Genomic DNA, 25,544 nt, shown 5'->3' on the forward strand with positions numbered 1-25,544 from the left:
TTCAGTGATTAGAGAGGCTTTCTGGAAGGAAATATTACCGAACGGGAATATTTCGGTGGTCAGTGATTTTATACGAAACGCATTAACGGGGCAGCCCAAGGCCGCCTCGTTAAAGTGTGCGCTATATCTGAATAACAAACGCTTAGGTATTTAAAATCACGCCACCATTGAGGTGCATGGTCTGGCCGCTCATGTAGGAAGACTCTTCGCTGGCCAGATAAACATACGCAGGCCCCATTTCGCTGGGCTGGCCTGCGCGATTCATCGGTACCTGACCGCCGAATGAGGCTACTTTTTCATCCTCAAAGCTGGCTGGAATCAGCGGGGTCCACACAGGGCCTGGCGCCACGGCGTTTACGCGAATGCCGCGATCCATCAGCGACATCGCCAGCGAGCGCACTAACCCCTGAATAGCGCCTTTGGTGGCGGTGTAATCAATCAGCGTCGCGTTGCCCTTAAAGGCATTGATAGAGGACGTGCAGATGATCGTATCGCCCTTGTCGAGATGCGGCAGGGCAGATTTGGTCAGGTAGAAGTGGCTGAAAATATTGGTCTGGAACGTACGCAGCAGCTGATCATCGGGGATCTCAGTAATATCGTCCCAATCGTACTGCTCAGCGGCATTGTTGATCACAATATTGATCTTGCCGAAGTGATCGAGCGTGCGCTTAACAATATCGCGGCAAAAGTCTGGTTCAGCCACATCGCCTTTTAACACCAAGCAACGGCGGCCTTCCGCTTCGACTAACCGTTTGGTCTCTTCGGCATCTTTATCTTCGTCTAAATAGGCAATCGTGCAGTCCGCGCCCTCGCGGGCATAGTGCACGGCCACGGCACGACCAATGCCGCTGTCGCCGCCGGTAATAATCGCGACTTTGTCTAGCAACTTGTCAGTGCCGCGGTAGCTTTCGCGAATGTACTCAGGCTCCGGGCGCATCGCGTACTCATCACCCGGTTGCTTATCTTGATGCTGGGGAGGTTGCTTTTGATCACTCATGTGCGGTCACTCCATTGTTAGCACGGATGTGTGTCGTTCAAACTGATGATGACTACCTATGACGGATGATTAACAGCGATGGTTAATATCTAAGGCAAACAGTGAATATTCACTCCTCGAATATTCGCCAACCTTCAACGTAGACCAAAGGCGTAGAAACAAGCAAGCCGCCGTTAATTAATGGTCTTTTATAGATTTCAGGGATTTAGCTGAGTTTCAATAACAAGCGTTAAGGTAAAAAACCACTCTATCAAATAAATAACTTATGTTAAGTAAATGGTTGGGTTTTAAATGGCGGCGCGCATAAATTGACAATAATAGAAAGAGCACTATGTTTTAGGGGTACTAGGCTTTAGAAGTGCTGGGTTAAAGAAATACCAGTTTTTAAAAGTACTAACTTTTATAAGCACTTTGCCAAGCACTGTATTTTTAAGGTAATCAATCTATTAAGGAGGATAAGCTCACTAGGAATAAGGGCTTATTTTCTCTAAGTGCATAATTTCATTAACGATTAGGTATTAGCATCGTAGCGTTAATGACATGCACTTAATAGATTCGCAGTGACGCTGATTGTGTTTCACCACGGATGCTGAAAAGTGAGACGACAAGGAGGAAGTGACAAATGACCGATCAAGGAAAGCAGCCCAACACAGGCGCGCCCAACCAGTCCAACCGCTCAACGGAGTCGCTCAAACAGCAAGGACGCGACACGGCCCACGAGGTCAGTGATGCTGCCCATCACCAAGCAGAAAGCTACTTCAATCAACAGCGTGATAGCGCGGCAGAACAGTCCCACAAGTTCACCAGCGTTTTGCAAAAAATGGCTGATGAGTTCGATAACCAGCAGCAGCCCTATTTCTCGAAACAAGCGAGAAAGTTTGCTGATACCACCGAACGGTTTTCCAGCTCATTGCGCGATAAAGATTTACGTACGGTTTGTAATGAAGCGCAAAGCTTTAGCCGTCGTGAGCCCGCGCTGTTTGTAGGCGGCCTGATTGCCGCTGGCTTTTTAGCTTCCCGCTTTCTGCGAAGTTCTAGCCAGCACTCGCATAGTGACGATTCGCACTCACGTTATTCAAATACCACCGACGAGCGCGCAACGGGTCTTCCGATGCAGGAAAACGTACCTGCCGGACAGTCGTCACCAGTTAGCCAATCATCAAGTCTTTCAGGCAGCTCCGTTGCCGGTAATGGAGCAGTAGGTTCATCGGGTCGTGAAAATGGAATGCCCTAACGTAAGGGCCAGGGAGGCATAGAATGGATTCGGATAACAAACCCACGTCGCAAAGTTCATCGGTCGGTACGCTAGTGTCGACGGTGATGCAGGAAATTAGCTCGCTGGTGCGCAACGAAGCCGCGCTCGCCAAGACCGAGATGACCGAGAAAACCCATCAAGCGATGGGCGCCATCGCTTCAATTGCGATGGCCGGTGCGGTACTGATGGGCGGTTTTTTAACCCTGTTGGCAGCGTTAGTCTTTCTGCTTAATGAGGTGCTTCCGCCCGAGACCACACCGTGGCTCTCTGCGTTGATTGTCGGCGTCGTTGTGTCGGTTATCGGTGTGATGATGCTTAAAGCGGGCCAGAAGAAACTGCAGGCGCGTAATTTGATGCCCAGCCGTACGATGCATAGTTTGCAAAGCGACAAAACAACGGCGAAACAGCATCAGCACAACGTCAAGGAGGAGTTGAAATGACGGATCATGACCATCAGCGCAGTCCCGAAGAGATTGAAAAGGATATCAATCAATCGCGCGAGCGCCTTGATTCTACCCTGCATGAAATCGAAGAGCGCTTCTCTCCTCAGCAGCTGTTGAATACCTCCTATGAGTATATTCGCCATGGGGGCGCTAATGAATTCGTGTCTAATTTAGGCACCACCATTAAGCAGAACCCGCTGCCGTTTCTGGTCACCACTGCTGGTCTTGGCTGGTTAATGCTGGCCCAGCGTCACCCAAATGAGCCACGCCATAAGCAGCAGTACGCGTCTGATATGGACCAGCGCTTTTACACTGGCGGGCAGTCTTCATCGGGTACTAGCGGCTCTCATGGCACGCCAGGTATACCCGTACACGAAGGCACACATCCTAATGCTGGAACGCCCACTTACAGCGGTGGTTCAGAAAGCCATAGCGATGGTAAAGGCCGTATGAGCCGGGCGAAAGAAGGCGCCAGCAGCATGAAAGACGGCGCCAAAGGCAAAGCCCAACACCTTGGCGAAAAAGCCAAGCACACCGCACAGCAATGGGGCAGTAAGGCACACCAAATGGGGGATAATATGCGCAATTCTTCATCCCATCTTCAGCATAGTGCTCACGATCGCATGCACGATATGGAGCATCGTGCTCACCAGTCCAAGAGCCAAGCCTCCGATTTTATCCAGGATCATCCGCTAGTGGTTGGCGCACTCGGATTTGCGCTGGGTGCCGCCTTAGGCGGTCTTTTCCCCGCCACCAAGAAAGAGGATGAGTACATGGGTGAGTATCGCGACCGCGTTATGCATAAGGCCGCCGAAACCGGGCAAGCACAAGCGGATAAGGCCCAGCATACGATCCATGAAAAAGCCGAATCGGCTAAGGGTGATTCCCATCGCGCTAACGATGCGAATGTAAACGCCCCGCAGCATCAGGAGGCGGGAATTGTAGGCTCACCCACCCCAACGCCCACAACGGAGCGCTCTGCACCTGAGAGCCATGACCAAAAGCATGAGCATCAGAAACATGACCATCAGAAACATGACCCTCAGAAACATAGCCAGGGCTTGGCGGGGTCGAGCACACCCTCCGGCAACACCCAAGGGTCGGGAACTAACCACACGCCCTAGCATTGCTGATGTTGCTGATAAAAAATGAGTGAAACCAGTGGCCGCTTAATGCGGCCACTGCTCTTTAGTAGGGACGGTTTTGCAAGAACGGTTTAGCTACAAGAGTTGGCATAAAAAGCCAGCACAAAAGCCGCTAACATCGCTAATCGATAGCGGCAAACCATAAGTGTTATTGGGATTCCCAATACGATCCGTTTAAGGCGTGATTAACTAGCAACTTGCTGTTTTTAAATGACTATTTTAAAAGTGATGATTGATTGGACGTCGCGCTGCTGCATTGCAAGTTAGTCAGTAACAGCTAAGGTAAAAGCAGCTTGGATAGGAGGTGAAATTGATAGCCTTCATTCTTGCGTGTATCACGCTATTCAAGGAGCCCAGTTGGCTGAGTTAGCCAGGGCAATAAAGAAACACAGACCTTCACCATAAGGAAAAAGCGATGACTCAAGCCTCCGAGCACGACAAAAAAGCGCCTAAAGACCGCGACGATCATCACGATGATGCCAACCCAATGCCGGATACCCATCACGTTAATAAGGGCTCCGATGACAAAAAGTCGGATGATAAGAAATAAGCTCTCTAACAATGGCTTAGCATTGTGGATACAGTGCTGAACCAGCGCAGGCGCTACTTCTTGTAGCGCCTTTTAATTTCCACGCTCAACCTTCCTTCTCCCAAGCGCAGCTTTAGCTTCTGACCCGGCTGTGTATCTTCCGCACGTCGAACCACCTGGCCCTGCTCATCCTGGGCAATCGCATAGCCACGCCCCAATACCGCCAGCGGGCTGACCGCATTGAGCTCCCGTGCAGCACTGGTTAAGCGCGCCTGACGGTTTTCGAGCTGGCGCTGCATGGCCGCACCCAAACGGCGCTGTAACTGGCTCACCCGCTCGCTTTCTGTGCGATGCAGCCGCGTCATATCCTGGCTGGCTAAGCGTCTATTCAACTGCGCTATCTGAGCTTTCTGATGGGTAAGCGTTTGCTGCATGGCGCGATTCAAGCGCTGATCAAGGGCGGTCAAGTGTTGGCGCTGGCGGTTAAGCTGCTCGCCAGGGTGGCGCAGCTTGGCGCGCAGGGTATCTAACCGCTGGCTGTCGCGCTCTAACCGTGCCTGCATCGCTCGCTGCAGGCGGCTGTGCTGATGCTCCAACTGGCGCTTGAGGGTGTTCTGATCCGGCACTAAGCGTTCTGCGGCGGCAGAGGGCGTGGGCGCGTGCATATCTGCGGCGAAATCCGCCAGGGTGACATCCACCTCGTGACCCACCGCCGACATCACCGGCAGCCGGGAATGAAAAATCGCCCGTGCCAAATGCTCGTTGTTGAAGGCCCATAAATCTTCCAGGCTACCGCCGCCGCGGGTGATCAAGATCACATCGCGCCCGGGGTCTAATCGCGCCTGACGGTTAAGCAACGCCAGCGCCGATATCATCGCAGGCGCCGCTTCTGCACCCTGTACCGGCACTGGAATCAGCGTCACATCCGCCAGCGGCCAGCGCGCTTCCAGCACCGCCAATACATCGCGAATCGCGGCACCAGTGGCGGAGCTCAAGATCAGCAGTTTGCGGGGCGGGAAGGTCAGCGGTCGGGCGTTAGCAAACACGCCTTCGCCTTCCAGCTGCGCCTTCAAGCGCTCGAACGCCGCCAGCAGTTCCCCCAGGCCCGCGGCCTGAACGGCATCGGCAATTAGCTGGTAGTCGCCTCGCGGCTCGAACAGCGACACCCGACCGCGCAGCTTGACCTGATCACCATCGCGCATCGGCGCCGAGACAAACCGCGCCCGCTGGCGAAACAGCGCACAGCGAATCTGCGCCCGGTCATCCTTCAACGTGAAATAGACATGCCCAGAGGCCGGGCGGGAAACGTTAGAGAGCTCGCCCTCCACCCACACTTCGCCCACATCGCGCTCAAGGGTCTGCTTGGCGCGCTGGTTGAGTTGGCTGACGGAGAGTGTAGTGGGCGTTGGTGCGTTCATTGCTGTCCCTTGTTTTAGGGAATCCGGGAATTTTTACGGCTAGTTGCGTAAAATGGCGTCGTTATTACGAAAAATCATTGTATTACCCAGGAGATGACGAGGAAATGCTATGAGCCACCATCCAACACCGCTGATCGCTTTTTACCGTGGCCAGGCAACGGATCATCAGGGGCGTTATATCAATGACATCTGGGCCTTATCTCACTTCTGGTTGGAGCATACCCACGATTATATTCAGTGGCTTTTTCCCATCCCTGAGGTTGGCCGCTTTAACCATTTTGCCCCGCGGCTGACCGATGTCGAGCGTGAAGTATTTCAAGACGATAGCGCGTTACGTGAAAAGCAGCGAGTCTCGCTGGATGTCATGTTGAGCTTTTTGGGTTTAACTCGGGATGGGATCACCATTACTGCCCAACCGAGCCTCAATATCCGCGATCATATTTGGCTCAAAGCAGGCGGGCATAATCACCTGCGTATCTCGCGGATAATTCGTTCTTTGGCACTTTGTCATCAAGACGATCTGGCGCTAGCTTTGCAGGAAGCTGTGGTGCGGATTGGCACAGAGCAGGGCATTGTTTCGGGCGCCTCAATCCAGTATTGGATCGAGGCGCATAAGGAGTAGCCTGTATTATTCGGATATTGTTACTGGCATGCCGCAATAATAGAAAAGCCGTAAAGCCTTACGTCTGGCGTTCCTTCTACGAGGCAGCCTCTTCGGCGTGACGTGATCACTGGGTCTGTCAGTGGTTGGAAGTAGCTGAAGTGATAATCCGTTGCATCTTCAAAACCAGTATGGGCATCAAGTTGTGCCACAATCTTTTCGTGTGTTTTGGCAGAATGTTCCATCCATTGTGACGAATCATCGTGCTGCCTATTGTCAATATGCAGATAGATGGCCATTGGTAACTTGACGATCTTTCGCTTCAAAGCGTTTCCTAAGCTTTTTTCATCAAGCTCAATGAGCTGCTTAACGGCTTTTTGCCACGGACGAACAAGGCGCTGAGTTGGTGTTATATCTTCATTATCAATACAGCGGCCATTAACAGGCACACGAATGACTTTCAGCTCGACGAGAAAGCTCGTGCGACGGTAATCGAAGATAATGTCCACTCGACCTTTTCCACTAGCTTCATCCATCTGGCGAGTCACTTGAACTTCAGTGGCTATATGACCGACTTGTTTATCAAACGAGTCACTGAGCAACGCCTTGATCACCGTACCGTAAAGCTCTCGCTCATTGGGAATACGCGTATTGCTGATGAAATGACGTGTATCAGGGGCGTCAATCGCTTCGCCGAAAGCACTGCAAAACGTCACCATCATATCGCGAGAAATACGCGCACCCTTGATGTTATCCGGATTGCTGTAATAGAGCTGACCAGGCTGTTCTACCATTATTTTCATTTCTCAAAAATTGGTACAGTATGTATTGCCTAATCGTGCTTTGCTACCCAGCGTTTTGGAAAGGCCTGATGCAACCCCATGATTAAGCTACTCTTGTCCTTGAGTTTACTCAGTAACCGTAACGATCTTTATGCGAGGTGATGTTTTAAACGTGCGCTTCAATACACTCTGTCGCTCATGCCGCAGCGTGTATGCACTGCCTCAATAGGTAGGATGTCTCACCTCGCCCACATCACGCTCAAGGGTCTGCTTGGCGCGCTGGTTGAGTTGGCTGACGGAGAGTGCCTGGGGAGTAGGGGAAGCCATAGGATTAAGCCCGCTCTAATAAATAACGTTTTAACGCCGCAGGATCAGGCACGCCCTGAATCACTTCGCCATCGATCACCAAGGTCGGCACCGACTGAATGCGCGCCTCTTCCACCGCGTGGCGCTGCGCCGCTTGGTGCTGCTCGCGGTAACGGCCTTCGGCCAGGGCATCCAGCACCGCTTGGCGCTCCAGGCCCACCGACTCACCAATATCCGCCAGTACCTCGGGGTCGCCAATATCGCGCTCCTGCTGGAAAAACGCTTTTAAGGCCGCCATTGAATAGGGGTGACCCAATCCCCGCTCTTCGGCCATGGCAAACACTTCAAAGGCTTTATCAGTGCGCGGCTGTGGGGAAATATTGGGCAGCGTAATAGGCACGCCGAGCTTTTCCGCCATGGGGTAAACCGAATCGCGCCAGATCTTGGGCAGGTAAGGGTCTTCCACCTTCAGCGTAGGCACTGGGGCAGGGCGCAGCTCGAAAGGCCGCCAGCGAATTTCTACATCCATACCGTCGGTTGCTTGAACAATCGCCTCTTCCGCCAGCAGGCAGAAGGGGCAAACATAATCGGTATATACAATGATTTCCTGAGGCAACAGAACGCCCTCCGCGTCGTAAAAATGTCCAGTCAGCAGCCTAACATTAAACGTCATTAGCAATTGGTATAAGCACAACAGCCTGACTGCATTGCTGGAGCACCCCTCAAAACGCTATAATAGGCGATTAACCTTTCACGCCCCACTTCCTCTCAATCAGGGTGTTGCCGCTATGCTACGTATGGCCCAAGAAGCACTAACGTTCGATGACGTTCTTCTCGTTCCCGGCTTCTCCGATGTCCTCCCCAAGGATGTCAGCCTCAAAACCCGCCTGACCCGCAATCTATCGCTCAACATTCCGCTACTTTCTGCTGCGATGGACACCGTTACCGAAGCGCGTCTAGCGATTGCGATGGCTCAGGAAGGGGGCATTGGCATCATCCATAAAAGCATGACCATGACCCAGCAAGCCGCTGAAGTGCGCAAGGTCAAAAAGCACGAAAGCGTGATTGTGAAAGACCCGGTCACCGTGAGCCCCAAGGCCAAGCTCGAAGACCTGCTCGCCATGGCGCGGGAGTACGGCTTCTCCGGTTTCCCCGTGGTAGAAGGCGAAACCCTGGTAGGCATCGTGACCGAGCGCGACATGCGCTTCCAGCCTAACCACGGCGACAGTGTAGAAGCGATCATGACGCCGCGCGACCGGCTGATTACCGTCAAAGAAGGCACCGATCTCGAAACCAGCAAAGCCAAAATGCGCGAACACCGCATCGAAAAAATGCTGATCGTCGATGACGAATTCCACCTGCGTGGCCTGGTCACCTTCCAGGATATCGAAAAAGCCCGCACCTACCCCATGGCCGCGAAAGACAGCGACGGCCGTTTGCTAGTCGGCGCAGCGGTCGGCACCGGCCCGGAAACGCCGGATCGCGTCGCGGCACTGGCTGAAGCTGGCGTGGATGTGATTATCGTCGATACCGCCCACGGCCACTCCCAAGGCGTGATTGATCGCGTTCGCTGGATCAAACAGAACTTCCCGGCCATTCAGGTGATTGGCGGCAACATCGCCACCGGCGCCGCTGCCAAAGCACTGGCCGAAGCGGGTGCGGATGCCGTGAAAGTCGGCATCGGCCCTGGCTCAATCTGCACCACGCGCATCGTTGCCGGTGTTGGCGTGCCGCAAATCACCGCGGTTTCCAACGTGGCCGAAGCGCTCAAAGAGTTCGACATTCCGCTGATTGCCGATGGCGGCGTGCGCTACTCCGGTGATTTGGCCAAGGCGATAGCCGCTGGCGCCAGCGCCGTGATGGTCGGTGGCCTGCTGGCCGGTACCGAAGAAGCGCCGGGTGAAGTCGAGCTTTACCAGGGCCGTACCTACAAAGCCTACCGTGGCATGGGCTCCATGGGGGCCATGTCCCAGAACCAAGGCAGCGCCGACCGCTACTTCCAGGATAAGAGCGAAGGCGCCGAGAAACTGGTGCCGGAAGGCATCGAAGGCCGCGTCCCCTATAAAGGCATGATGAGCGCCATCGTTCACCAGCTAATGGGCGGCCTGCGCGCTTCCATGGGCTACACCGGCTGCCGCGACATTCAGGAAATGCGCACCAAGCCGGAATTCGTACAAATTACCGGCGCTGGCTTCAACGAATCCCACGTCCACAACGTGCAGATCACCAAAGAAGCTCCCAACTATCGGGTGAGCTAACCAGCGTTTTTAGTTAAAACGGCGGCGGGCACAACAGCTCGCCGCTTGCTTTTTGGCCTTACCAGCGGCACCCACACCGCTTAACCGAGACCCCGCCATGAGTGACATTCACGCCCACAAGATCCTGATTCTCGACTTCGGCTCGCAGTACACCCAACTGATCGCCCGCCGCGTTCGCGAGATCGGCGTATATTCCGAAGTCCGCGCGTTTGATATCACCGAAGAAGAGATCCGCGAGTACAACCCCAACGGCATTATCATGGCCGGTGGCCCGGAATCCGTGACGGAACTGGACTCCCCGCGTGCACCGCAGTGCGTGTTTGAAATGGGCCTACCGGTGTTTGGTATCTGCTACGGCATGCAAACCATGGCCGAGCAGTTGGGCGGTAAGGTAGAAGGCTCTAACCAGCGCGAATTCGGCTACGCGCAGATTCAAATCGACGAAAACAACGCGCTGTTCAAAGACATCAGAGACCACGTAGACGCGAAAAGCGGCAAAGCCCTGCTGGACGTATGGATGAGCCACGGCGACAAGGTCGCCCAAGCGCCCACCCAGTTCACCGTGACCGCTTCTACACCGAGCTGCCCGATTGCCGCCATGGCCTGGGAAGAGAAGCAGTTCTACGGCGTACAGTTCCACCCGGAAGTGACCCACACCCTGCAGGGCCAGCGCATTCTCGAGCACTTCGTGCTGGATATCTGTAAAGCCGAAAAGCTCTGGACGCCTGCACAAATCATCGAGGACCAGGTACAGCGCGTGCGCGAGCAAGTGGGCGACCGCCACGTACTGCTCGGCCTTTCCGGCGGCGTGGACTCTTCTGTGGTTGCCGCGTTGCTGCACAAAGCGATTGGCACCCAGCTAACCTGCGTATTCGTCGACAACGGCCTGCTGCGTAAAGCGGAAGGTGACCAGGTCATGGAAACCTTCGCCAAGCACATGGGCGTGAAGGTGATCCGCGTAGACGCCGAAGACCTGTTCCTCGGCAAGCTGAAGGGCGAAAAAGACCCGGAGGCTAAACGCAAAATCATCGGTAACACCTTCATCGACGTATTCGATGAAGAGGCCAGCAAGATCGACGGCGTCGAGTTCCTGGCCCAGGGCACCATCTACCCGGACGTGATCGAATCCGCCGCCTCCAAAACCGGCAAAGCGCACGTGATCAAATCCCACCACAACGTCGGTGGCCTGCCGGAAACCATGAAGCTCAAGCTAGTCGAGCCGCTGCGCGAGCTGTTTAAAGACGAAGTGCGCAAACTCGGCCTGGAACTCGGCTTGCCCTACGATATGGTCTATCGCCACCCGTTCCCTGGCCCTGGCCTGGGCGTGCGTATTCTAGGCGAAGTGAAGAAGGACTACGCCGACATCCTCCGCGATGCCGACGCTATCTTCATCGAAGAGCTACGCGCCTCTGGATGGTACGAAAAAACCAGCCAAGCCTTCTCCGTGTTCCTGCCGGTGAAATCGGTAGGCGTAGTCGGCGACGGCCGCCGCTACGAATGGGTCATCGCATTACGCGCAGTCGAAACCATCGACTTCATGACCGCCCGCTGGGCGCACTTGCCCTATGAGCTGCTGGAGAAGGTTTCCAACCGAATTATCAATGAGTTGGAAGGGGTTTCGCGGGTGACTTATGATGTCTCCAGCAAGCCGCCTGCTACTATAGAGTGGGAGTGAGTGCTTACTCGTTAGTCGCACATATAAATCCGCCGAAAGGCGGATTTTTTTATAAATTGAAATTTGGATGTTGGTCGTTATATCATCAAATGAGGTCTCTAAATTAATTTTTCTAAAATAACCTGAGATTTATATGTTAAAAGAAAAGGTTTTTTGCACAAAAAGAAATGCTTTTATGATAAGCCTATTAACTTGCTTAGTTACAACAGTTTTCTTGTTAGCATTTTTTGTGTTTTTTTCTTCTCCTGGTGTGGTTGATAAAATAAGCAACTTTAATCTAATTTCTGTTCTTTCTGCAAAGGATGAATGCTCAAATAATGAGTGTCAGATAACAAAATTACTTCCAGGGGATTCAGAGTCTTTAAGCCTAAAAGAGGTTTGGGGGTTTCAGTCTTCTTTATATCAAACTGTAATAACATTTTTGATAGCTATAAATGGTTTTATAGCTGCATTGTCTGTTTTGTATATAAAAACAAACTCAGAAGATAAGGCTGAAGATGCAGCAAAGAGTTATGTTGAGGGTGATAGTTTTAGTGTGTTTATTGAAAAAAATGCTGACACGAAAAAGTAGGAAAAAGCTACGCCAGCTTCAGCAAGATTATTCCAGCACCATAGAAACATTTGATTTGGAAATTAATGGTATAAGCGATTTAAAGGAAAATGTAGAATCACTTAAAAATGAAAATTCCGATCTAAAGAGGCAGCTTAATATTATATCAAAAAGGTTGGCTGAATTAGATGAAAAAGAAAAAGAAGGTGGTAGTTTTGAACTTAATAGGAGGGCTAGATAGTGGCTTTTATTCGTAAAGGAATGGTTAAGGAAAGAAAACTACCTGAATTTGAGGAGCTATCTACACCTGAGGACTTGATAAAACTGGCTGAGAGCAAAGGGTTAGATACTAATCCAATAAATATTTCAGAGCTAGCTCAAGAGTTAGGAGTGACTGTAAGGTTTGAGCCTCTTGAGGATGAGGTCTCAGGTAGTCTTGTCAAAGAGAAACGCTCTGGAGCCTGGGTCATGACAGTTAATTCTTTGCATCATCCACATAGACAAAGATTTACGATAGCACATGAGCTCGCTCATAGAATATGTCATGCTGCGAATAGTGATAATTTTGAAGATAAAACTTTTTTCAGAAATGGGGACAGTAATTGGATGGAAGCCGAAGCTAATCAATTTGCTGCAGCTTTATTAATGCCAGAAAATAGCTTTGTAAATTATATTGATAACGTTTCAGCTAAAGTTGAAGATTTGGCCAATTATTTTCAAGTTTCATCTATGGCTGTAAGAGTTCGTGCAAGAGTTTTGGGGTATGAAGGACATAACTTATGAGTGAGTTTTTATATTTTCCTATGATAAAAACTAGAGATGCTGAACTGCGTTGCTTTAGCAATATTGAGGAGGACAAATTTAAGAGTTTACTTCCGATATATGAGTTGACGAAATCAAGGAAAACGGTAAAGACTCCAGATGGTGATATTTATCGGCGTATGAAGAACATAGGTGAGATACAAGGTGAAAGACCTTTTATCTTAGACTTGTGTACTGATGATAAATATATAAACCCACAGATTGAACAGCTTCTTTCTCCACATATGGGTTTCAAGGACTGGCAGTATTTTATTTTTGATCTCCATAATGATCTAAATATCATACCCATGATCCATGTTTATGAGGATGAGGGAAAAGTGGCTGCTGAAGTCGAAGCTTTTGTTAAAGCTGCTTCTGAGAGAACTAGTTTTTTAGCTGTGCGCTTACCCTATGATTTAGGTGGAGAAAGCGTTTTTCATTACTTGCAGCCGATTTTTAGTTCATTAAGTGAAGGTTGTAAAATTTATGTGATATTGGATGCTGGATTTATAAGGAATGAAGTGGCTGGTGATGTGGCAGATAAGTTTATTGACAGCTGCTCTGGTTTAGAAAATGTGTCTCAATATGTAGAAGATATTATCATTATGTCGACAAGTTTTCCCTCTAATGTGGCAAAAGAGGGAGGAGGAGACTCTGAAGGTAAGTTTGATATTTTCGAAGAAAATATTTTTCAAAAAGTGGTAGAAGAAGTTGATGTGAAATATGGTGATTATGCCTCTATTAATACTGAGCAAATTGAGATTAAAGGTGGAACTTTCGTTCCTAGAATCGATATAGCAAGCCTTGATGGATTTAGCTTTACATATAAGCGTCATAGACGTAATGCGGGTGGCTATGTGAAGTGTGCAAGAGAGGTTGTTCAAGACGTTTCTAATTATGTATCTTTAGATACATGGGCTGATGATGAAATTAAATTGGCAAAAGATAATACACCGACAGGAATTAGTCCGGCTTTTTGGATATCAGTACGTATGAATTACTATATTGAAACAAGGTTGCGCTTAAGAAGTTCTTCTAAATAATTTAGTAGGCGATTTTTTTGTTAGTGTAAAGATGTCATCTTTATTTATAATGTCTCCTTTTTCTATTTTCACTAGCTTTGAAGCTATTTCATATCTTTCTTTAAAGTTTAATCGTGACCATTTTCTGATTGTTTCAATAGAATATATCGATGAGATGTGTTTGCAAAGTTCATGTTTTGACTTTATTTTTTTTAGAAATGCATTTTTTCTAAGAAAGCTAATTGGGAGAGTGCTGCAAAGACTTTCCTTGTTATGGTTTTTAAATTTATTCGACTTTCTTATATGCTTTATTTCCTTATTTGAAACAATCAAAATACCTATTGATCTTGGTGTGTTGGTTCTTACTTCTTTTAGGTTTGTTTCTTCACACACAACATAGCAATAATCAAAATACGATTTATAGCTATCGAGCTGATAGCTAAGTCTAGCTGTTCTGTCAGTTGCACTCTTGATTTCGTATGAGGTCAACTCCATCTCATTCAGGAGAGCTAAGTCTGCTCTTCTTTCACCAAACTGAAAGGGGAATTCAATACCCATAATATAGTCTGGATATTGATTAGAGATACTGTCTGCCAATATAACCTTTATTTCTAGCTCAGTCATTTTTTGCGCGCGCGAAATTTGAATGTTTCTATTCTAGCATATGCCTTAATGTTTTTGTTCGATAAGCATGCAATTTTTATGATTTTAACTTTATTTGACTGAGCTTGGCTTAGTTGCTTAATACCTTATATGTGGTTTTAAGATCTTTAGATTTTAATGTTTAGTTGCAGGTTGATTGTGGTTTATGTTGATGATGATTGTTATGCCCAATTTGTGATGATATTAATAAAAAACAAGCATTAAATTGCCGGTAAGTATCTGCTTGTTCTCTTTATGAACTTTCCCCTAGATTAGTACCCTGCTCTCAATAAGCCGATCAAACTGATACCACTCATTGAAGAGACGCAATCGGGGCAGTTTAATTGAGCGGGAAGGAATCAAGACTGCCCCTGGCACAGAATGAGTCCGCTCACCCCAACCCGCTATGTGCTTTACTATCTGCACCTGTTATTCACGGAGGAAACATCCATGGCCATAGGCGGCTTGATAGGATTACTGGACGACATTGCCGCATTGGCGAAGTTGACTGCAGCATCACTGGACGATGTGAGTGCCGCCGCTGGGCGTGCGACGGCGAAGGCGGCCGGGGTGGTGGTGGATGATACTGCGGTGACGCCGCAATATTTGCAGGGGGTGGTGGCAGCACGTGAACTGTCGCTTGTGAAGCAGATCGCGCTGGGGTCGATCCGCAACAAGCTGATTTTTATCCTACCGGTGGCGCTGCTGCTGAATCACTTTTTGCCCGCGCTATTGCCGATCATCCTAATGGTGGGCGGTACCTACTTGGCCTTTGAGGGCGCTGAGAAAGTCTGGCACAAGCTTTCCGGCAAGCATGACGACGACAAGCCAGCGGTAGAACAAGGGCCGGAAGCCGAGAAAAAGATCGTGAGTGGTGCTATTCGGACCGACCTGATTTTGTCTGCTGAAATCATGGTGATCGCGCTGGCCACGGTCTCCCATCAGGGGTTCTGGTCACAGCTGGCGAGCCTGGTGGTGGTCGCGTTTGTCATCACTATTTTGGTGTATGGCGTGGTCGCGCTGTTGATCAGGATGGATGATATCGGCCTGAAGCTCGCCCAGCGGGATAGTTCGAGCATGCAGACCCTGGGCCGTGGTCTGGTGACGGCCATGCCCAAGGTGCTAGCGACCATCTCGGTCGTGGGCACCGTCGCCATGCTCTGGGTGGGCGGGCATATCCTGATGGTCAATCTGGGTGCCGATGGCACGGGTTGGTTCAATGCACCCTATGAGTGGGTACACCATATTGAGCTAGGCATTAGCGAGGCCACCGGTGCTTTGGGCGGCACGCTGGGCTGGAGCTTTAATACGCTGTGCTCAGCGGTGATTGGCTTTTTGGTGGGCTCGGTGGTGGTGGGTGTGGTGCATCTACTTCCCGTTAAGAAAGCGCAACATATCTAAATTCTTTAAAAATCAGATATTTTGTTAACTCAAAGTACCCCATATTTAATTTTTTCAAAGAAAGCATGGTTGACCCTTTGGTAAAGTGCTAATTTGTGAACCATGAGTACACATAAAAAAGCAATACTAAAGAGCGTGGTTGACGCCATACCTTCAGGGTTCATGGTGGATACCGCATGGCTTGAACGCTACGGTGTCAGCCGTTTCCTTGCTCGCAAATACGTCGATAACGGCTGGCTGGAGCGCGTTAACCGCGGCGTCTTCCGACGCCCCGCGCCGAACGCAACAACGTCGGCCACCATCGATTGGAAAACCTGCTTGCTCTCCATGCAGCATATTATGCGCTATGACATCCATGTCGGCGGTACAACGGCACTTGCCCAACAAGGCTACGATCACTATCTGCGTTTGGGCAGCAATGCGCCTGTCTGGGTATATGGCGACGCCATACCCAATTGGCTTAGTAAGCTGCCACTCAACGCACCCATCGAAACTCGCAGTACCTCATTGTTCGACAACTCATCGCTTGGGTTGGCCAAGGACAACATCGACACCGAAGACACGCTGCCATGGGAATGGACGCTTAAGATGTCGGCACCCGAAAGAGCGGTTATGGAAGCTATGGACGAGCTGCCCGACCATGAGAGTTTTCACAATCTCGATATGCTATTTGAGAGCCTGACAACGCTGCGCCCGAAACTACTGTCAGCTCTGCTGCAGAGTTGTAAGAAGATCAAGGTAAAGCGGCTGTTCTTTGTCTTTGCCGATCGCCACGACCACCCCTGGCGCAAGCGCCTTGATCCAACAGCATTCAATCTTGGGAGTGGCGACCGTGCACTGGTAAAAGGGGGGAAAATACATCCACGCTATCGCATCATGGTGCCTGAAGCGTTTGTAAGGACGGAGACCAACGATGGCACGTGAAACCTATGAGGCACAGGTCGCACTTCTTGTGCGTATTCTCCCGCATGTCGCCAAGGAGGATGTATTCGCACTCAAGGGCGGCACGGCGATAAACCTGTTCTATCGTGATCTTCCACGCTTGTCGGTCGATATCGACCTGACCTATCTGCCGGTGAAAGATCGAAACGAGAGCCTTTCCGAGATCAACAACGCGATGGATCGCATTGCGGGGGCCATTGAAGGCGGTATCGTGGGATCCAAAACACAACGTATCAAGGGCGGCGGTGGTGGTGCCACTCGTCTTCTTGCCCGCATGGGCGGCGTCGAGATCAAGATCGAAACCTCTCCGGTAACACGCGGCGTCGTTCATGATCCTGAAACGCTTTCCGTCTCCGAAGCTGTTGAAGATGAGTTCGGCTACGCAGAGATGCAGGTTGTCTCCTTCGAAGATCTGTTCGGCGGTAAGTTAAACGCAGCCGTCGACCGTCAGCATCCGCGCGACCTTTACGATGTGAAGCTGCTTTACGATAACGAGGGCCTAACGGATGATCTATTTCGCACCTTTCTGATCTATATTGCGAGTTCGTCGCGCCCCGCGCATGAGCTGCTGAACCCGAACCTAATCGATCTTGATAAGACTTATACTCAAGAATTTGAGGGAATGACCAGAACCTCCGTCAGCCTCGAAGAACTCTTAAACACACGTAAACGATTGATTGCAGATATTCATTCTCGCTTCGATGAGAACACAAAGCGATTCCTACTGAGCCTACATGAAGGAACACCCGATTTTGATGGCATTGATCGACCACAGGCGTCGGAAATGCCCGCCGTACGCTGGAAACTCATCAATCTAGAAAAACTGAAAAACGAAAATGTCGCCAAGCATGCTGAGCAACGGAGAAAGCTGGAAGTGCTGCTAGGGTAGGGAGACCGGAGTGGCGCCCTCGGCGTGATATGGAATGTGGGCATCAAGCTTCACTATTTAAGTCGTTGTTTAATGCGTCCATCGAGAAATCTTCCACGAATCTGCAGGGGCTGCAAAAGCCGTGGATCGGATTGTGGCGATTTAATTATTCAGGCCGATCCCCACAAAGAGCGTATCGACAAGATGTTTACCCGCTGGCTTAAACGCCACTGGCAGCGGCTAGGGGCTGAGGTCAACCTCAATCAGCTCAACAGTTTGGTGGAGGATAAAGACATGTTGGCAGAAAATTTGGAAAACTGGGCTCAGCAAGAACGCCAAGTAGGCATTCAGGAAGGCGAAAAGCTAGGTATTGTGAAAACGGTCCGTAATCTGCTCAAACTAGGGGTGCTGAGTGATGAGCAGGTTGCTGAAGCGACAGGCTTGGCGCTAGATGAAGTGGCTGAACTGCGTATTGAAGGTAAGCGCTGATCGATTGCCTTCTGACCTAAGCGGCAGCCCTTGAACCTGCTCAATCTTGCCGATCCCGGTCATATCGCTCCATGGCAGGGAAAGGCGGCAGCCAATGTTCGCGGCGAATGTTCCAAAGCTCATACGTCGGTTTCAGTTGATTCGGTGCATCAAGGGCACCAAGGTGTATTTCGATTTCTTCCTCGCTTACCGAAAAAACCGACGAACCACATGTCGAACAGAAGTAACGCCCCTGATAACTCTGCGGTTCGCCTTCGATAATGACAGCCTGCTTGGGATAATCAGCAGCCGCATAGAAAAGCGCCCCGTGATGCTTGCGACAATCCATACAGTGGCAAATACCTACCCGAAGCGGCTCGCCATTGGCCACGATTCTGATCTTACCGCAGAGACAGCCACCTGTTAGTTGAGCCATCGTTAATCTCCAGAAGAGTCATACCTCCTGAATTCAAAGTAGGTGGCACTTTCGGTTTTGTCTTGCTGCCATCTCGTTTGTATTTAATGGTCGTCAATTTAATGACCGTAAACTGACATAAATCGAGAAAGACAGGATTTAACACATAAGTTAAACAAGTGATCCTTTACAGGGCCGAGAAAGACTACTTGGATTAAGTAAGAGGGCGCTTCAATTTATAAAGGCATTTTGTAAAAGCATCGCTAGTGGGTTTGCCAAGCGCTCTTGATAGCAATAAACCACGAACAACGGAGGTACTTGGTTTGGCTACCGATAACGCATCTCGGAGTGTGGGCGGTTGGTTTCTGCTCGTGTTCGCCATCATTTTGGTCATCCTCGGCCTGATTCTTGCCGCTGGCGGGATCTGGCTGGTGACGCTGGGAGGCTCCTGGTATTACCTCATTGCCGGTCTGGGGCTGATCATTTCGGGTGGCTTAATGGCCAGGGATTCGCTCACGGGCGTCTGGATCTATTTCTTGGTGCTGTTTGGCACGCTGATTTGGGCCTTATGGGAGGTGGGCTTTTCGCCATGGGAGCTGCTGCCCCGGGTATTCGGTTACATCGTCCTGGGTGCCATCGTCTTGGCGCTCCTGCCTACTCTCAAACGCCGTCAAGCCGCTATATGAGGAGCGCTGCCATGTTCACGTCACAGCGAGTGCTGGCCTATGTCGTCAGCCTGTCACTGGCGACGCATGCCGTTGCCCAGGATGCCGAGGGTGAAACCGAAGCCCCGGAGGGGCCCACCTCAAGCGAGGCCCAGACACCGACCTTCTCGGCGACGCCGCAGCCCAGCGATGACCCAGCGCCCGGCGATTGGGCCGCCTGGGGACGAGAGAGCAGCGCTTCACGTCATTCGCCGCTGGATGAAATCACGCCCGACAATGTCAGCGATTTGGAGGTTGCCTGGACTTATCGCACTGGCGATATGCCGGAAGAAGGGGAGGGCAAATACGCGCCTGAAACGACACCGCTCAAGGTTGGCGACAATCTGTATCTCTGCTCGGCCATGAACATCATGGTCTCCCTGGATGCACGGACCGGCGAGGAGCAGTGGCGCCATGATCCCCAGGTCGATCCAGGTGCCATCCCCTATAGCGCCAGCTGCCGCGGCGTGACCTATTACGAAGTTCCGGATGCCGCCGATGACGAGCTCTGCGCAACCCGCATCATCGAGGGGACGTTGGATGCTCGATTGATTGCCGTCGATGCGCAAACGGGCGAGCTGTGCCAGGAATTTGGTGACGGCGGTACGGTAGACCTATGGGCAGGCATCGGCGAGAAGGTTCCCGGTTGGTACTCCGTCACCTCTCCACCGGTCGTCGTCCAGGGCGTTCTGGTGACCGGTGCCCAGGTCAAGGACGGGCAAGCGGAGGATGCGCCATCCGGCGTGATTCGCGGCTACGATGCCGTTACCGGTGAACTGGAGTGGGCCTGGGACATGGGCAAGCCCAATCTGGATGGGCTGCCACCTGAGGGCGAGACCTATACCCGAGGCACGCCCAACATGTGGACCACTGCTTCCTCCGATGAGGCGTTGGGTTACGTCTACCTGCCGATGGGCAATTCCTCGGTCGACTACTGGGGCGGGAACCGTAGCGAGGAAGAAAATGAATTCTCGACCTCGCTCGTTGCCATCGACGTCAACACCGGCGAACCGGTCTGGCACTTCCAGACCGTCCATTACGATGTTTGGGACTATGATCTCGGTTCGCAACCGACTTTGGTTGATTTCCCACGAGATGACGGCAGCACGGTGCCAGCGATCATTCTGCCCTCCAAACAGGGCGATATTTACGTACTCAACCGTGAAACCGGCGAATCGCTATTTCACGTGGAAGAGGTTGAGGCGCCCACTGGCGGTGTTGAGCCAGATAACCTCTCGCCCACACAACCTAGTTCAGGTTATCACTCCCTCGCTTTCCCGAACCTAGAAGAGAAGGATATGTGGGGGATGACGCCCATTGACCAGTTGTGGTGTCGTATTCAATTCCGCCGAGCCTCCTATAAAGGCATGTACACGCCGCCGACCGTGGGTCAGCGCTTCATTCAGTACCCCGGATACAATGGCGGCAACGACTGGGGCAGTACAGCGGTGGACGCCGAGCGCGGCATCATCATTGCCAATTACAATGACATTCCCAACTTCAACCGTCTCATCCCCCGTGAAGAAGCCGAGGAGCGTAATCTTCGACCCATCTATGCAGGCGGTGACAACACCGATAGAGAGTCGGATGGGCCCGCTGAAGGGGCTGGCGACCCACAAGTAGGTGCGCCTTATGCGATCGACGTCAATGCCGGCTGGCGAGCGCCGGTTACCGGCATGCCCTGTACCGCGCCTCCTTATGGCGGCATTCGCGCCATCGATCTCGCGAGCGGTGAAACGCTCTGGGACGAGCCATTGGGCACGGCACGCAAGAATGGCCCCTTCGGCATACCGTCGCACATGCCGTTCAAGATCGGCACACCCAACAATGGCGGTCCACTACTCACGGCCAGCGGACTGATATTCATCGCTGCTGCCACCGACGATCTGATTCGCGCCATCGACACGGAAACCGGTGAGGTGCTTTGGAACGATGTACTGCCGGCCGGTGGGCAGGCCAACCCCATCACCTATGAGGCGGATGGTCGCCAATACGTAGTCATCGGGGCTGGCGGGCATCACTTTATGGAAACACCGATAGGCGATTATGTAATCGCCTACGCGCTACCGGAAGACGGGAACTAAGATCGCTGTCTTGGCTGAGCCAGTATTCGACTGGCTCAGCTATCAGCCTGTGAGGATGAATATGGGAAGGGCTGACAAGAAAGACAAGCGTCCTAACAAGCCCTCTGAATGCCCATGAGCCGAATATAAACCTTAATCGGCTCATAAAATGATCCGAATAGATGGTGCAATCAGCTCATTTATATTTGGGAATAGCGCAACTGGCCGTCTTTTTAACCGAGTAACTGTGCACCTGCTTCATCGCCGTCCCGTTCATTTGAGTCATTTAAGGCTCATGAGGGCTTTTCTGGGTCTTTAAATGCTCACTGTGGATCAGGCTGGGCGAGGCCGTGACTATCTAACGTCTGTACCAACTACTTTTTACGCTTCCTGCTGACGATTAGCCGCCCGAACAAATGCGCTGGGAGATTGGCCGAGCACTTTGCGAAACATGCTGGAGAAAGCGGCAGGGCTGTCGTAGCCCAGTTCCAGTGCGGTTTGAGTAACGGAACTGCCGGACAGCAGCCTGGGAATCGCCGCCATCAGGCAGGCTTGTTGGCGCCATCGGCCAAAGGAGAGCCCGGTCTGCTGACGAAACAGGCGATTGAAGGTGCGCTGACTGCAATGCAACTGCCGGGCCCACTCTTCGGGAAGGGTGTGAATGTTTGGCTGGCCGAGAAACTCTCTGCACAGACTGGCGAGCGGAAGGTCATGGGGCAGGGGCGCAAACAGTGGCAGGGCCTGAGCCTGTTCCAGTTCGCATAGGAGTAGTTGAGCCAGGGCACCGTCGCGGCCGTTTTCATCATAGAGCGCGGGGATGTGGGCGGAAGCCAGCAGTAGGTGATGCAGGAGAGGCGTCACGACCAGCACCTCACAGCGGCTCGAAGCGCGTGGCGCGACATGGGGCTCGATATACAGGCTTCGGGTGCTCACCCCGTTCATGCGCACTTGGTGCCGTTTGCCCGCAGGTAGCCAGACGCCGCTATAAGGCGGCACCATCCAAGTGCCGTCATCCGTGTTCACCTCCATCACGCCGGTCATGCCATAGAGAAATTGGGCACGGCGATGGGTATGAAAATCGAGCAGTGTGCCGGGGCGGTAGTCAGTGCCGATGGCCACCACGGGCCGTGCGACATGATCCACCTCTGACAGGGGCGTATTTAGCATTAGCGTTAACCTGGCTGAAACGCGGTGATGGTTGTCCGAATGACGAATGTCGGCCAAGCCTCGCCAGCATATAGTGCCTGCTGTTTCGTTTCATCAGGAGAGTGCCGGTGTATAGCGTATTGCTGCTTTGTGGCGGGGTGGCGGGAGTGACCACCGTGTTGTTCGGTTTCGGTGGCGGGTTCGTGGTGGTTCCCTTGCTGTATACCCTGCTGATTGCCGTCCATGGGCCGAATAGTGGTATTGGTCAGGCGGTCATGCATATCGCGGTGGCTACCTCGACGGCATTGATGGTATTTGCTGCTTCCCTGTCCACATGGCGCCATCACCAACGGCAGACCGTGCAATGGCAACTGGTGCGTCCGCTGGTGGGCTATATCGCCGTGGGCGCTGTGCTGGGTGCGGCGGCTGCCGTGTCGTTAAGTGGCGAGTGGGTGCGCTGGGCGTTCATTGGTTATCTAGCCCTCACGATTGTGGATGCCATTTTGCGGCCCGGTTTTCTGCATCAGTCAGGGAGTGATGTGCGTCCTATGCGGCGTGGGGTGACGGCGATGACGGGGACATTGATTGGTGCGGTGGCCGCCTTGCTGGGCGTTGGCGGCAGCGTGATGACTGTACCGCTCATGCGTCGGAGAGGCGCGAGCATGACGGCAGCCACTGCCATGGCCAATCCGTTGTCGTTGCCCATGGCGGTGAGTGGCACCGCGACGTATGTGTTGCTGTCGGCAAATCATCCAGCGTTGGGGGGCTGGTATGCCGGTTATGTGGATCTGCGCGCCTTGCTGGTACTCGCAGTGGGCTCATGGCTCGGTATTCGCCTGGCGTCGACCTGGATCGGGCGCATCCCTGATCGTATGCATGCCAGGGTGTACCTGCTATTGCTGACCATGGTGCTGGTGGTGATGGCTTTTGTGCATTGAAGCGCCCACTTTTGCTAGGCAGTTTTATTTGGTAGAGCCAGGGTAATATTTAGCTGTATGAATAAACAGTTTTTATGATAAGGTTTACTTAACCTCTAATGTTGGGCGCGCTTGAGTCTCTCTTTTAGTATGGAAAGATGAGTACTGCTGGATTGAGCACTGCTTGCTTGGGAGGTGCTTGTTTTGAAAACGTAAAGCGCTTTATGTAAACCTGGGGGCAACACTCATGAATGATCAGCAAATACAGATATTCACCAGCGAAGATGGGCAATCACATCTAGAAGTAACGCTGGAACAAGAGACCGTTTGGTTGAGTTTAGAACAGATGACGAATCTATACGGTAGAGATAAGTCTGTGATATCTCGCCACATTCGCAATATCTTTATTGAGGGTGAGCTTGAAAGGGAGCCAGTTGTTGCAAAAAATGCAACAACTGCCGCTGACGGTAAGATCTATCAGGTTGAGTACTACAATTTAGATGTGATTATTTCAGTCGGCTATCGAGTGAAATCTCAGCGTGGTGTGCAATTTCGTAAGTGGGCAACGCAAGTATTAAAAGACCACTTGGTTCAAGGTTATACCTTAAATCAACGCCGCCTAACCGAACGTGGCATAGAGTTTGAGCAGGCGGTAAGTTTGCTCAGCCGAACCCTGACCAATCAAGGCTTGGTTTCAACCGAAGGCGAAGCGGTAGCCCGCGTGATTAGCGATTACGCTCGTTCCTGGAGCCTGCTGCAAGGTTACGACGAGCAACAGTTAACCGAGCTAAACATCAAACAACCCGGTATGCACTCACTGGCGTTGGAAGAAGCCTTGAAAGCCATTGGCGAGTTAAAACAAACCTTAATTGCTAAAGGCGAAGCAACTGAACTGTTTGGGCAGGTGCGGGGCGACGGTTTGACCTCAGCCTTGGCCACCATCGAACAGGGTTTTGGCGACGAACTGTTTTATCCCAATGTGGCAACCCGGGCAGCGCACCTGCTTTACTTTGTGATTAAAAACCATCCATTGGCCGATGGAAATAAGCGCTGTGGGTCGTTTCTGTTTCTATGGTACTTGCGTCGCAACGCAGCTTTGCTGGCCCGGCCCGTTGAGCAACTGATCAATGATAATACGCTTGTAGCATTAGCGCTGTTAGTGGCTGAAAGCCTACCCGATCAGAAAACGTTGATGATTCGGCTGATCGAACATTTCACACTGCTGAAAGAAGAATGAAGCTATCAATACTGAGGCGCTGAGATCTCATGCGATGCCACGCATAAACTGCATGGAAGAAAGCGTGAAGGCCAACTGGCTTATGAGCCGAATATAAACCGTATTCGGCTCATAAAGTGAGCTAATTAGTTGGTGTGCTGGCGCTTGGAGATGACGCTGCAGCAAAAGATTGTTGAGCTAAGCCCAGCGTCATCTCACTTCTCCATATAAGAGCAGAGCTTTTCGCCGGTTAAGCGCCTTCCCCCCAAAGCGCTGCTAGCGGCCCGCCTACCGGGGAATATCCAGGTAAGGCAACGTCAGCCACTCGCGCTTGTGCTGCTTCCAGCTGTGTGGGGTCGCCGCGCTCTATCTCAGGCTCTTGCCCCGGTGGGTAGGCACCGACCATGCAGAAATCATCGCTTGCCTCCACGCTGGCGTGCCCCATCCCTGCGGGCAGCACTAACACATCACCTGCTTTAAGCACCGTCTCTTGGCCGTTAGGGCCACCCAGCCGCGCCCGGGCCTGGCCACGGAAGATGCCCAATGCCTCGTGGGCAGTGGAGTGGAAGTGGTCGAAGTCGTACAGGTGGTAGCGCCACGCCGGTAGCCAGCCGTGGCGTTGGAACATGGCTTCGAACGACTCGGCTCGTTCTTCTGCGCTGCCAGTGTCGAGCACCTGACGGTAGATCAGTACCGGCAGTGGTGAATTGGGATAGCCGGTCGTTTCATCGCTGTCCAAATGGAGCGTTTCAGGTGGCGGAATTTGCACTATGACCTCCTTGTGCTGATGTTAGCGGCTAAGTGAAGAAACACATGGTTTAGCCTAGCAGCGCTTTTGCCATATTGCCGCTTTGCTGGGTGTTGGTGGCAGCGTGATGACCGTATCCATGACTGAGTATGGTTGGATAGGCTGAACACTAATCGAATGGGATACCCCGCCGTGCAGACATTTACCCTGGCATGTGAAGGTTGAGCTATCT

At 51.8% G+C, this 25,544-nt stretch carries 27 protein-coding genes; 19 read left to right on the plus strand and 8 right to left on the minus strand.

Annotated elements, in window-relative coordinates; translation table 11 throughout:
- Nucleotides 1-142: 142 nt before the first annotated feature.
- Nucleotides 143-997 (minus strand): SDR family oxidoreductase, encoded by an 855-nt coding sequence (locus HUO07_RS08860; protein WP_176303272.1) that lies wholly within the window; start codon nt 995-997, stop codon nt 143-145.
- Between the two features lie 622 nt (nt 998-1,619).
- Here HUO07_RS08860 and HUO07_RS08865 point away from each other — a divergent pair.
- The 4 genes from HUO07_RS08865 (at nt 1,620) to HUO07_RS22025 (ending at nt 4,390) form a co-directional block, all read left to right on the plus strand.
- Nucleotides 1,620-2,231, plus strand: coding sequence for a hypothetical protein (locus HUO07_RS08865; RefSeq protein ID WP_176303273.1), 612 nt, complete (start codon nt 1,620-1,622; stop codon nt 2,229-2,231).
- A gap of 23 nt (nt 2,232-2,254) precedes the next feature.
- Entirely contained in the window at nt 2,255-2,692 is a 438-nt protein-coding gene (locus HUO07_RS08870; protein ID WP_176303274.1) for a phage holin family protein, read from the plus strand.
- Nucleotides 2,689-3,819, plus strand: coding sequence for a DUF3618 domain-containing protein (locus HUO07_RS08875; protein WP_176303275.1), 1,131 nt, complete (start codon nt 2,689-2,691; stop codon nt 3,817-3,819). The genes HUO07_RS08870 and HUO07_RS08875 overlap by 4 nt, the downstream gene beginning before the upstream one ends.
- A 436-nt stretch (nt 3,820-4,255) precedes the next feature.
- Complete coding sequence (locus tag HUO07_RS22025) at nt 4,256-4,390, plus strand: hypothetical protein (protein ID WP_281362644.1); 135 nt, start codon at nt 4,256-4,258, stop codon at nt 4,388-4,390.
- Between the two features lie 53 nt (nt 4,391-4,443).
- Here the strand turns inward: HUO07_RS22025 and xseA are convergent, their stop codons facing one another.
- Nucleotides 4,444-5,787 (minus strand): exodeoxyribonuclease VII large subunit, encoded by a 1,344-nt coding sequence (xseA, locus tag HUO07_RS08880; protein WP_176303276.1) that lies wholly within the window; start codon nt 5,785-5,787, stop codon nt 4,444-4,446.
- A gap of 109 nt (nt 5,788-5,896) precedes the next feature.
- Here xseA and HUO07_RS08885 point away from each other — a divergent pair, with 109 nt between their 5' ends.
- Entirely contained in the window at nt 5,897-6,409 is a 513-nt protein-coding gene (locus HUO07_RS08885) for an opioid growth factor receptor-related protein (protein WP_176303277.1), read from the plus strand.
- Nucleotides 6,410-6,429: 20 nt separating this feature from the next.
- Here the strand turns inward: HUO07_RS08885 and HUO07_RS08890 are convergent, their stop codons facing one another.
- Nucleotides 6,430-7,182: a hypothetical protein gene (locus HUO07_RS08890; protein ID WP_176303278.1), complete on the minus strand. Its 753-nt coding sequence runs from the start codon at nt 7,180-7,182 to the stop codon at nt 6,430-6,432.
- 319 nt (nt 7,183-7,501) lie between these two features.
- Entirely contained in the window at nt 7,502-8,092 is a 591-nt protein-coding gene (locus tag HUO07_RS08895) for a DsbA family oxidoreductase (RefSeq protein ID WP_176303279.1), read from the minus strand.
- Between the two features lie 172 nt (nt 8,093-8,264).
- On the opposite strand from HUO07_RS08895, the gene guaB reads away from it, so the two are divergent.
- From guaB to HUO07_RS08925, 6 genes are all read left to right on the plus strand, one after another.
- A complete protein-coding gene (gene guaB / locus HUO07_RS08900; protein WP_101147940.1) occupies nt 8,265-9,734 on the plus strand; it encodes an IMP dehydrogenase in 1,470 nt (489 codons plus the stop codon).
- Nucleotides 9,735-9,831: 97 nt separating this feature from the next.
- Nucleotides 9,832-11,409 carry a glutamine-hydrolyzing GMP synthase gene (guaA, locus tag HUO07_RS08905; protein WP_176303280.1) on the plus strand — a complete coding sequence of 526 codons (1,578 nt, stop codon included), beginning with the start codon at nt 9,832-9,834 and terminating at the stop codon, nt 11,407-11,409.
- Nucleotides 11,410-11,542: 133 nt separating this feature from the next.
- Entirely contained in the window at nt 11,543-11,980 is a 438-nt protein-coding gene (locus HUO07_RS08910; protein WP_176303281.1) for a hypothetical protein, read from the plus strand.
- Nucleotides 11,961-12,200 (plus strand): DUF5320 domain-containing protein, encoded by a 240-nt coding sequence (locus HUO07_RS08915; RefSeq protein WP_176303282.1) that lies wholly within the window; start codon nt 11,961-11,963, stop codon nt 12,198-12,200. The genes HUO07_RS08910 and HUO07_RS08915 overlap by 20 nt, the downstream gene beginning before the upstream one ends.
- A complete protein-coding gene (locus tag HUO07_RS08920; RefSeq protein ID WP_176303283.1) occupies nt 12,200-12,742 on the plus strand; it encodes an ImmA/IrrE family metallo-endopeptidase in 543 nt (180 codons plus the stop codon). The genes HUO07_RS08915 and HUO07_RS08920 overlap by 1 nt, the downstream gene beginning before the upstream one ends.
- A complete protein-coding gene (locus tag HUO07_RS08925) occupies nt 12,739-13,803 on the plus strand; it encodes a beta family protein (protein WP_176303284.1) in 1,065 nt (354 codons plus the stop codon). The genes HUO07_RS08920 and HUO07_RS08925 overlap by 4 nt, the downstream gene beginning before the upstream one ends.
- On the opposite strand, the gene HUO07_RS08930 is transcribed toward HUO07_RS08925, so the two are convergent.
- A complete protein-coding gene (locus HUO07_RS08930) occupies nt 13,783-14,406 on the minus strand; it encodes a sce7726 family protein (RefSeq protein WP_176303285.1) in 624 nt (207 codons plus the stop codon). The genes HUO07_RS08925 and HUO07_RS08930 overlap by 21 nt on opposite strands.
- Nucleotides 14,407-14,874: 468 nt before the next feature.
- Here HUO07_RS08930 and HUO07_RS08935 point away from each other — a divergent pair, with 468 nt between their 5' ends.
- From HUO07_RS08935 to HUO07_RS08950, 4 genes are all read left to right on the plus strand, one after another.
- Nucleotides 14,875-15,825, plus strand: coding sequence for a DUF808 domain-containing protein (locus tag HUO07_RS08935; protein WP_176303286.1), 951 nt, complete (start codon nt 14,875-14,877; stop codon nt 15,823-15,825).
- Between the two features lie 102 nt (nt 15,826-15,927).
- The gene (locus HUO07_RS08940; RefSeq protein WP_176303287.1) at nt 15,928-16,749 is read left to right on the plus strand and encodes a type IV toxin-antitoxin system AbiEi family antitoxin; all 822 of its coding nucleotides are present in this window, start codon (nt 15,928-15,930) and stop codon (nt 16,747-16,749) included.
- On the plus strand, nt 16,739-17,656 hold the full coding sequence (locus HUO07_RS08945; protein WP_176303288.1) for a nucleotidyl transferase AbiEii/AbiGii toxin family protein: 918 nt from the start codon (nt 16,739-16,741) through the stop codon (nt 17,654-17,656). The genes HUO07_RS08940 and HUO07_RS08945 overlap by 11 nt, the downstream gene beginning before the upstream one ends.
- A 183-nt stretch (nt 17,657-17,839) precedes the next feature.
- The gene (locus HUO07_RS08950; RefSeq protein ID WP_176303289.1) at nt 17,840-18,124 is read left to right on the plus strand and encodes an RpnC/YadD family protein; all 285 of its coding nucleotides are present in this window, start codon (nt 17,840-17,842) and stop codon (nt 18,122-18,124) included.
- A gap of 40 nt (nt 18,125-18,164) precedes the next feature.
- On the opposite strand, the gene HUO07_RS08955 is transcribed toward HUO07_RS08950, so the two are convergent.
- Nucleotides 18,165-18,539: a GFA family protein gene (locus HUO07_RS08955; RefSeq protein WP_176303290.1), complete on the minus strand. Its 375-nt coding sequence runs from the start codon at nt 18,537-18,539 to the stop codon at nt 18,165-18,167.
- Nucleotides 18,540-18,841: 302 nt separating this feature from the next.
- Between HUO07_RS08955 and HUO07_RS08960 the strand changes: the two genes are divergently transcribed.
- Both HUO07_RS08960 and HUO07_RS08965 read left to right on the plus strand, forming a co-directional pair.
- Complete coding sequence (locus HUO07_RS08960; RefSeq protein WP_176303291.1) at nt 18,842-19,204, plus strand: glucose dehydrogenase; 363 nt, start codon at nt 18,842-18,844, stop codon at nt 19,202-19,204.
- 11 nt (nt 19,205-19,215) lie between these two features.
- Nucleotides 19,216-21,306 carry a pyrroloquinoline quinone-dependent dehydrogenase gene (locus HUO07_RS08965; RefSeq protein WP_176303292.1) on the plus strand — a complete coding sequence of 697 codons (2,091 nt, stop codon included), beginning with the start codon at nt 19,216-19,218 and terminating at the stop codon, nt 21,304-21,306.
- A gap of 360 nt (nt 21,307-21,666) precedes the next feature.
- Here the strand turns inward: HUO07_RS08965 and HUO07_RS08970 are convergent, their stop codons facing one another.
- Nucleotides 21,667-22,452, minus strand: coding sequence for an AraC family transcriptional regulator (locus HUO07_RS08970; protein WP_176303293.1), 786 nt, complete (start codon nt 22,450-22,452; stop codon nt 21,667-21,669).
- A 107-nt stretch (nt 22,453-22,559) separates the two neighbouring features.
- On the opposite strand from HUO07_RS08970, the gene HUO07_RS08975 reads away from it, so the two are divergent.
- Nucleotides 22,560-23,369 (plus strand): TSUP family transporter, encoded by an 810-nt coding sequence (locus HUO07_RS08975; RefSeq protein ID WP_176303294.1) that lies wholly within the window; start codon nt 22,560-22,562, stop codon nt 23,367-23,369.
- A 226-nt stretch (nt 23,370-23,595) separates the two neighbouring features.
- The gene (locus tag HUO07_RS08980) at nt 23,596-24,585 is read left to right on the plus strand and encodes a virulence RhuM family protein/type II toxin-antitoxin system death-on-curing family toxin (RefSeq protein WP_176303295.1); all 990 of its coding nucleotides are present in this window, start codon (nt 23,596-23,598) and stop codon (nt 24,583-24,585) included.
- A gap of 229 nt (nt 24,586-24,814) precedes the next feature.
- On the opposite strand, the gene HUO07_RS08985 is transcribed toward HUO07_RS08980, so the two are convergent.
- Nucleotides 24,815-25,333: a cupin domain-containing protein gene (locus tag HUO07_RS08985; protein WP_176303296.1), complete on the minus strand. Its 519-nt coding sequence runs from the start codon at nt 25,331-25,333 to the stop codon at nt 24,815-24,817.
- Nucleotides 25,334-25,544 lie beyond the last annotated feature (211 nt).

This window comes from Vreelandella maris (assembly GCF_013371085.1).
Taxonomy (GTDB): Bacteria; Pseudomonadota; Gammaproteobacteria; order Pseudomonadales; family Halomonadaceae; genus Vreelandella; species Vreelandella maris.